Annotated in this window: 7 protein-coding genes; 3 read left to right on the top strand and 4 right to left on the bottom strand. The window is 63.0% G+C overall.

Annotated features, from left to right (window positions below):
* Window positions 1–30: 30 nt before the first annotated feature.
* A complete protein-coding gene (locus tag WDW90_RS24005) occupies window positions 31–336 on the top strand; it encodes a twin-arginine translocation signal domain-containing protein (protein ID WP_336489992.1) in 306 nt (101 codons plus the stop codon).
* Between the two features lie 253 nt (window positions 337–589).
* On the opposite strand, the gene WDW90_RS24010 is transcribed toward WDW90_RS24005, so the two are convergent.
* On the bottom strand, window positions 590–1423 hold the full coding sequence (locus WDW90_RS24010) for a hypothetical protein (protein WP_336489993.1): 834 nt from the start codon (window positions 1421–1423) through the stop codon (window positions 590–592).
* A gap of 348 nt (window positions 1424–1771) precedes the next feature.
* Here WDW90_RS24010 and WDW90_RS24015 point away from each other — a divergent pair, with 348 nt between their 5' ends.
* Window positions 1772–2320 carry a J domain-containing protein gene (locus WDW90_RS24015; protein WP_336489994.1) on the top strand — a complete coding sequence of 183 codons (549 nt, stop codon included), beginning with the start codon at window positions 1772–1774 and terminating at the stop codon, window positions 2318–2320.
* 22 nt (window positions 2321–2342) lie between these two features.
* Here WDW90_RS24015 and WDW90_RS24020 read toward each other — a convergent pair whose 3' ends face one another.
* Window positions 2343–2690, bottom strand: a complete 348-nt coding sequence (locus WDW90_RS24020) for a hypothetical protein (RefSeq protein WP_336489995.1) — start codon at window positions 2688–2690, stop codon at window positions 2343–2345.
* Window positions 2691–4038: 1348 nt separating this feature from the next.
* Here WDW90_RS24020 and WDW90_RS24025 point away from each other — a divergent pair.
* Window positions 4039–5433 carry a polyhydroxyalkanoate depolymerase gene (locus tag WDW90_RS24025; RefSeq protein ID WP_336489996.1) on the top strand — a complete coding sequence of 465 codons (1395 nt, stop codon included), beginning with the start codon at window positions 4039–4041 and terminating at the stop codon, window positions 5431–5433.
* Here WDW90_RS24025 and WDW90_RS24030 read toward each other — a convergent pair.
* The gene (locus tag WDW90_RS24030; protein ID WP_336489997.1) at window positions 5418–5738 is read right to left on the bottom strand and encodes a hypothetical protein; all 321 of its coding nucleotides are present in this window, start codon (window positions 5736–5738) and stop codon (window positions 5418–5420) included. The two genes, WDW90_RS24025 and WDW90_RS24030, sit on opposite strands and share 16 nt — an antisense overlap.
* Window positions 5739–5847: 109 nt before the next feature.
* Window positions 5848–6256, bottom strand: a 409-nt coding sequence (locus tag WDW90_RS24035; protein WP_336489998.1) for a phasin family protein, incomplete at its 5' end; no start/stop codon positions are given.

Below are 6256 nucleotides of genomic sequence, written 5' to 3' on the forward strand. Positions count from 1 at the left end.
TGCACGTTGCACCAGCACGGGAGGGTTACGATGCTCAGGGTACGCTGCACGTGTGGATATTCGAGCACCAGCCGGCGCTCCTTTCTCCAGGGCCTCACCGCGGTCGGGATGGCTGCCGTCGGTGGGCTTGGTGCTCTCGGCATCGTTTCAGCTCCAACCTCGGCAAATGCGCAGGGTGGCGGCGCTGCGGACAGCGAGATCGAGCTTTTGGTGAGAAATGTCCGCATCGCCGATGGCAGGCCGCTGGTGGATCTCGCTATCAGCAAAGGGCGGTTCGTTGCCGTGCAGCCAAACCTCGCCGCCACGGCACCGCGCGTGATCGATGCCGAAGGTTAAGTGGACGCCGCCGTCAAGCTCCTGAGCGCTGCAGCAACGTCTTCTTAACCTTTCCGCCCCGACATCCGGTCGAACGTTCGCCTGACGAGCGATCACTGGCGCCAGCTCACAACCATTGATGGGAAGGCCGCCCTCCCAGCCAAGATGATGCCGAGGAATTCTTGTAACGTTTTTCCTGCTTTCTCTCTTATAGGAATTTCGTTACACGTTTTTTCTGCCTACATGTACCGCCCCTGGAGAGCGACTCTCCTGCTCATGGTTGTGCCCGGATGTCGATCTCGATGATCCCGCGAGCTTTCTTGGACGGCTCGACCTTGGAGTCCATGACCCCAGCGTCGGTGAGGCGCTCCGCACCTGCCCTGCACGCGATCTCATTGCCGCGACCTTCGGGGTGGCAAGCAGAGATGTTCCTGGCGGCTTCCTCCGAGCAATCCTGCGCATCCGTGAGGGAGATTCGCCTCCGCCGGGCGTCGATCCCTTCGCGGAGCCTCGTAGCTACCGGCAGCTTTGGGAGATCTTCACCACCGAGCCTCATGGCACGAAGGCCAAAGCGCTGCGCTACTGCGGCCACCTCACGTCGGCGCTCATCAGGGCCGTGGATCTCCTCGATCCGGTGCTCGTGCGTGCGGAGATCCTCAGGCACGTATCCACTCCAGAGCGCGTAAGAAGGGCCAACGCGCTTCTGAACCTTCTGCGCACATCCATTTCGGCCGCGACTGATGAAGACCTCTCCCGAGCGCTGCAAGCCTCGCTCGCCAGCGGGACGCCGCTTGAGCATTTCGCCCGCAAGGCGGTCGAGAAGGCAGATCGCTTCCCCCCGCCCCCGCTGCGGCCTGCTGAGGATGTGCGGCCCCTCACGAGTGCGCCTGCCCTCATCGCCTTCGGCGCCGAGATGCACAACTGCGTCGCCTCGAAAATCGGGGAGATCCTGCTCGGGGTGTCCTACGTCTATCGGGTCGAGCACCGACACTCGGACGGTGCCCTGACGGTCTTGGCCGTCGAACTCGCGCCACTCAGCAACGGCTCCTGGGCGGTCAAGGAGATCAAGCTCGCTCGGAACCGCCGCCCGTCCAACACGGTCCTTCATGCCGCTCTCCGTCGCCTCCATGCTCTCGGCGCTGTCTCCCACGGCTCGGCCTCAGAGCACAGCAGAGCGCTTGCGGATCTCCTCGGTGTCTGGCGTTGGGAGACCTTCGACCTCTCACGTCTGGAGGACTGTCTGGCTGAGGCGGAGCAAGGCGCGTGATGCATCACGTCGTCGTTGGACCCGACGAATTGGCGCGCGAAGCTGTTCGCCATGCGGGCGAGATGACAGGCAGATGCATCAAGCGCCAGCGCCTTGCGGGGGAGATCCGCGCTCACGGCGCATCGAGACATGTCGCCGGACGGCGACACCTGCTTCGTGTGCTCGCCCTGCTGGTCCGGTAGTTCTCCGGTGGCAGTGGTTCTCGTCCTCCTTCGTGAGGCTCTCCGGCACGCCGAACGGCAAGTTGCTGGCCTGTCCGAGGGGGTTCTTCGGGCAGCGCTCTTTGCGGCGATGATCGCTCTCGCGTGCCTCAATCCCACGATATTCGCGATCCTGATGTGGGCCGCAGTGCTGCGGTACGTGCCGATGGCCCTCAGGAGTGGGGCAGAAGAAGATCTCCTTCGCGACGCTCATCGGTTTGCAGCCGAAGCGGCGAGCCGCGCTCAGGCGGATTTAAAAGTCGCCCGAGAGCGCATCAAGCGCCTCGAACGCGACCTCGCCGTCGCTCGGCAAGCGGCTGAACGCGGCGGCAGTGCAAAGATCGACCCAATCTTCTACGCGGTGGGCCTCCACGAAGGAGCACCGGACTTTCTGATTGAGAGCGCACGTCGTGCGTACCGGCTCCGGCTGCACCCTGATCGCCATCCTGCAGCCCATAAGATGAAGGCGCATGAGCAGTTTGTGGCCGCCGAAGCTAAATTTGAAGTCATCTACGCACGTCGTGGGATGCGGGGATGATCCGAGTCGCGACATTCAGTTTCTAAATACCTTCATGAGCAAGAGTCCCCCAAAACTCTCGCAAGATCTTTTGCAGCTTCTCCCAGCGCTGCTCGGTCTTCCAGTTGTGCCTCCGCCGACGCCGCATGTTGTTGAGTGCTGGGGCTTGAGCCGAACATGCATCGGGGATCAGCGCTTCGAAGTGGAACTTCGTGAGCGTACATCCTGGATCAGATGCAATTGCATCGGCTACACAGAAATCAGCGGCATTTACGAGCCCGAATATGGCCTCACAGGCCGGCGCTTCGCGTTCGAAGATCCTGATGAGGCGGTGGTCTTCAAGCTCACTTTTGCTGTTCGGCTTTAAGCTTGTCGGCCCGCCTTGGTTCAACCTGTCCCGAGATCGTGTTTCGCTTGTGAGGACGTGCGGAGGCGTTTAGCAACGTTCAACTGTGAAAGGCTAATCCGAGAGCGCCATCACAATGTGCAACGAACTCGGGGTACCTCAACTATTTTTTAAGATTTTTGCTTAGGATACTCGACAATCATCACACGGAGCATATCTTTTATGGTAGCGGCCTCGCAGGGATGTGGGACGCCAGATTCATCTCGGGATTATCTCATCCATGAAGCGCAAAAGCGCGCGACCCGTTGTGGTCGAAGTCAAACGTACCCGATCCTCTGCATCCGCTCTCGCCGACGCCTTCGGGCGCGGCCGATCCGCCAAGAACCTTTGGCAGGGCGTGCCGCTTCGGGTGGAGGCGCCGACCTCGCCTCGACGCGAGCCGGAGCAGCCAGTCACCTCCCTCCAGAAGGCCGAACTTGCTGCGCAGCCTGCTCCGCGGGTTCTGCCCAGCCTCGTGCCGATGTTCGTGCCAAGCGAGCCCGAGCCGCAGGAAGACGCTGCTGAATCGATCCGCGTTGCTCGCAAGCCGAGAGCCGAGCGGAAACCGCGGACTGCGCGGACCGTGCCGAAGCCTGTCAGCGCTACCGTAGGGTTGAAGACAGTCGCGGAGACGAGAGTAGCAGTTCCTGCTGCTGCCGAGCCGCAAGCGGTCAGCGTGCCGCTGCTAACCCCTCCCGCACCCGCTGCGCAGCCTCATACAGTTCGTCGCGAGCGTATTCAGCACCATCCCGAGTTGCGCCGGGGCGAGCGCTGGAAGCGGCGGCTGCCGCGCGCCTGCTGGTGAACTTGTGCTTGCCGGTCATAGCCGCCGATTGTCTATGACCGGCAGCACCTGTCTGCCTCAGCCGGAGGGGTCGAGGCTCCGCCGCTGCGAGCGACACAGAAGGTTGTGACCCACGAGAGACCAGCCTTGCGCTACCGCCGAGTAGATTGGCCCCGTGACCGCAATGGCTGTGCCAACCCAGTTGAAACCGGAGCGTCCCCAATTTTAATATCTAGCACCTGTAATCTCGGTCACATCTCGGCCACAATAAACTCATTCTCTCTCAGATACCTCTTTAGATCTAGTGCGCGAGAGACATCGCGCGAGATCGGTTGAGGTGTAGACTGCTCTGAACGTGACTTCGCTCACGATGATGCCGCTCGCGAGCGCGTAAAAGGAGCGTGCAAGAGAATAAGCTTGGCTGAGGCATCTGGGTGGGACGTGGTCCGGAAGGCTCCCAAGCCTAAGTGTCGCAGATCACTAGCAAAAACGGGCGGCTCCACCAAAATATTCATATGCATGGATGGAAGTTTGGATCAGCTTGGTTGGGGGTAGTTAGGGTGCGTTGAGATGTTGTACGTGATGCGAGACGCGCATTGCGCCATGTTGTCCTCAGCCCGAACGTGGGCCGCAGCGACGCGGCTGGCTTGTGAGAATCCGTTCAACCCACTCGCCTATCTGCCGCAGAGCCGCGCCCTGGCAGCCTCCTGCGAGATGTTCGAGCGCGTCACGCGCACCTATGCGAAGCCCGCCTTCAACCTGTCCGTGCCGGAGCGCGTTGTCTGGGAGCGCCCCTTCTGCCGCGTGATCGCCTTCGGAGAGCCCTCGGACAGGCCCAAGCTCCTCATTGTGGCGCCCATGTCGGGCCACTTCGCCACGCTCCTGCGCGGGACCGTGGCGGCCTTCCTCGACACCCATCAGGTCTTCATCACCGACTGGGCTGACGCCAAGCAGGTGCCATTCGCGGCCGGACACTTCGACCTGCATGACTATGTGGACTACTGCCTGTCCATGTTCGCGGTGCTCGGTCCAGACCTGCACGTCATGGCGGTCTGCCAGCCATCAGTCCCGGTGTTGGCTGCCGTCGCCCTGATGGAGGCTCAGGAGCACCCGCTGGTGCCATGCTCGGTAACGCTGCTGGGTGGCCCCATCGACACGCGACGTTCACCGACCGCGGTGAACAGGCTGGCACAGGAGCGCGGACTTCGCTGGTTTGAGCGGCACTGCATCCACGAAGTGCCCTGGAGCTATCCCGGCCGCGGGCGAGAGGTCTATCCGGGCTTTCTTCAGTTGGCCGGGTTCATGGGGATGAACCTAGACAGACACCTCTCCGCGCATTGGGACATGTTCGACCATCTCGTCGAGGGCGATGGCGACTCGGCGGCCAAGCACCGGGCCTTCTACGACGAGTATCTGGCGGTGATGGACCTCACGGCCGAGTTCTTCCTCCAGACGGTGCGCACGGTCTTCGTCGAGCATGCCCTGCCGCGCGGTGAGATGCGCCATCGCGGCGTGCCGGTGGACCTGAGCGCGATCCGGCGCTGCGCCCTGATGGCGGTCGAGGGCGAACTGGATGACATCTCGGGTGTCGGCCAGACCCGTGCGGCGCTCGACCTCAGCACCAACCTCCCGGACGACAGGAAGGCGTACCACCTCCAGGCTGGAGCCGGGCATTACGGCGTCTTCAACGGCTCGCGCTTCCGGGCCGAGATCGCGCCGAGGATCGCGGCCTTCATGGCAGAGCACTCACGCGAGGCGCCGCAGGATCGACAAGCAGCGCGCAACAACGTCACGACTCTCGATCCGGCACTGCTCCGAGTCACTCACGGCCGAGCCGACGAGGACCGTGACGAACCACACATGATTACCGAGCCCACCGCGTCCCAGCCCCGGCATCCGGCTGCCGAGCAAGGGCGCGAAGTGGCGTTGAACGTGATCAGGTTGCCGCGTCAGACGAGAACCTGAGAGGCACGGACGGGTGCCTCCGGGCTCACGGGCGCCTGCTCGGATGACCGAGAGAACACGAGCGCCTTCATGCGCCTGTCAAGTTCGTCGAGTCGCCGGATCAGCGGTTCGCGGCGGCGGCAGCGCTCCGCCTCAAGCTGCTGCCGGACCCGGTTCTTACCCGCCTCCGGTCCCGACTGGTCATTCAGCCGCTCGCAGGCGCTCTGGAACGCGAACTCGACATCCGCCAGCGCGGCCAGCGCATGCTGGAGATCGCCCGTGAGTTCGTCATAGGCCAGGGGGCTCAAGGCATCGCTGTGAGGCATCACGCTCCTCCAAAGCCGTTCGGTTGAGATCAGAGGCCATCGCGCGGCAGAGGGCCAGCGTTGCCGAGCGCAAGCGCCACGTCGCGAAGCATCTTCTGCGCCACTGAGGCTAAGCGCTGGCCCGAGGAGGGCTGGATAGGGCTTTTGCCGCCTCATCGGCTGCCTGCACCGCGATCTCGACGAGGACCCGGCGGTCCTGAACCATCTGCTGGAGGCTCTCGCGAAGAAGCTCGGTGGAGCAGGTTGTGAACTCCTGCACGGACGCAGCCTCGGCGATCTTGCTCATCCCGTCGAGATTTCGCAGTCCCTGCCTGTAGCTCGCCTCTCCACAGCCGCGTAGGGTGTCTTGCAGGGCTTCTGCCCAAACGACGCCGCATCGCCGGACGGCTTCCATGTTCTGCCTGGAGTGGCGAAGGAGTTCTGATCCTCCCCCGTTTTTGTGGACACGGAGGTTACGTTGCCCAGCGCTGCTCGGCCTGCTCAGGCGTACGGTACCCGAGGGCTGAGTGGAGGCGCTG

This window comes from Methylobacterium nigriterrae (assembly GCF_037106235.1).
GTDB lineage: Bacteria > Pseudomonadota > Alphaproteobacteria > Rhizobiales > Beijerinckiaceae > Methylobacterium > Methylobacterium nigriterrae.

Coding starts and splice junctions, on each gene's coding strand:
- WDW90_RS24005 (WP_336489992.1), top strand. CDS start 31: ATGCTCAGGGTACGCTGCACGTGTGGATATTCGAGCACCAGCCGGCGC.
- WDW90_RS24010 (WP_336489993.1), bottom strand. CDS start 1,423: ATGAAGGACCGTGTTGGACGGGCGGCGGTTCCGAGCGAGCTTGATCTC.
- WDW90_RS24025 (WP_336489996.1), top strand. CDS start 4,039: ATGTTGTACGTGATGCGAGACGCGCATTGCGCCATGTTGTCCTCAGCC.
- WDW90_RS24030 (WP_336489997.1), bottom strand. CDS start 5,738: ATGCCTCACAGCGATGCCTTGAGCCCCCTGGCCTATGACGAACTCACG.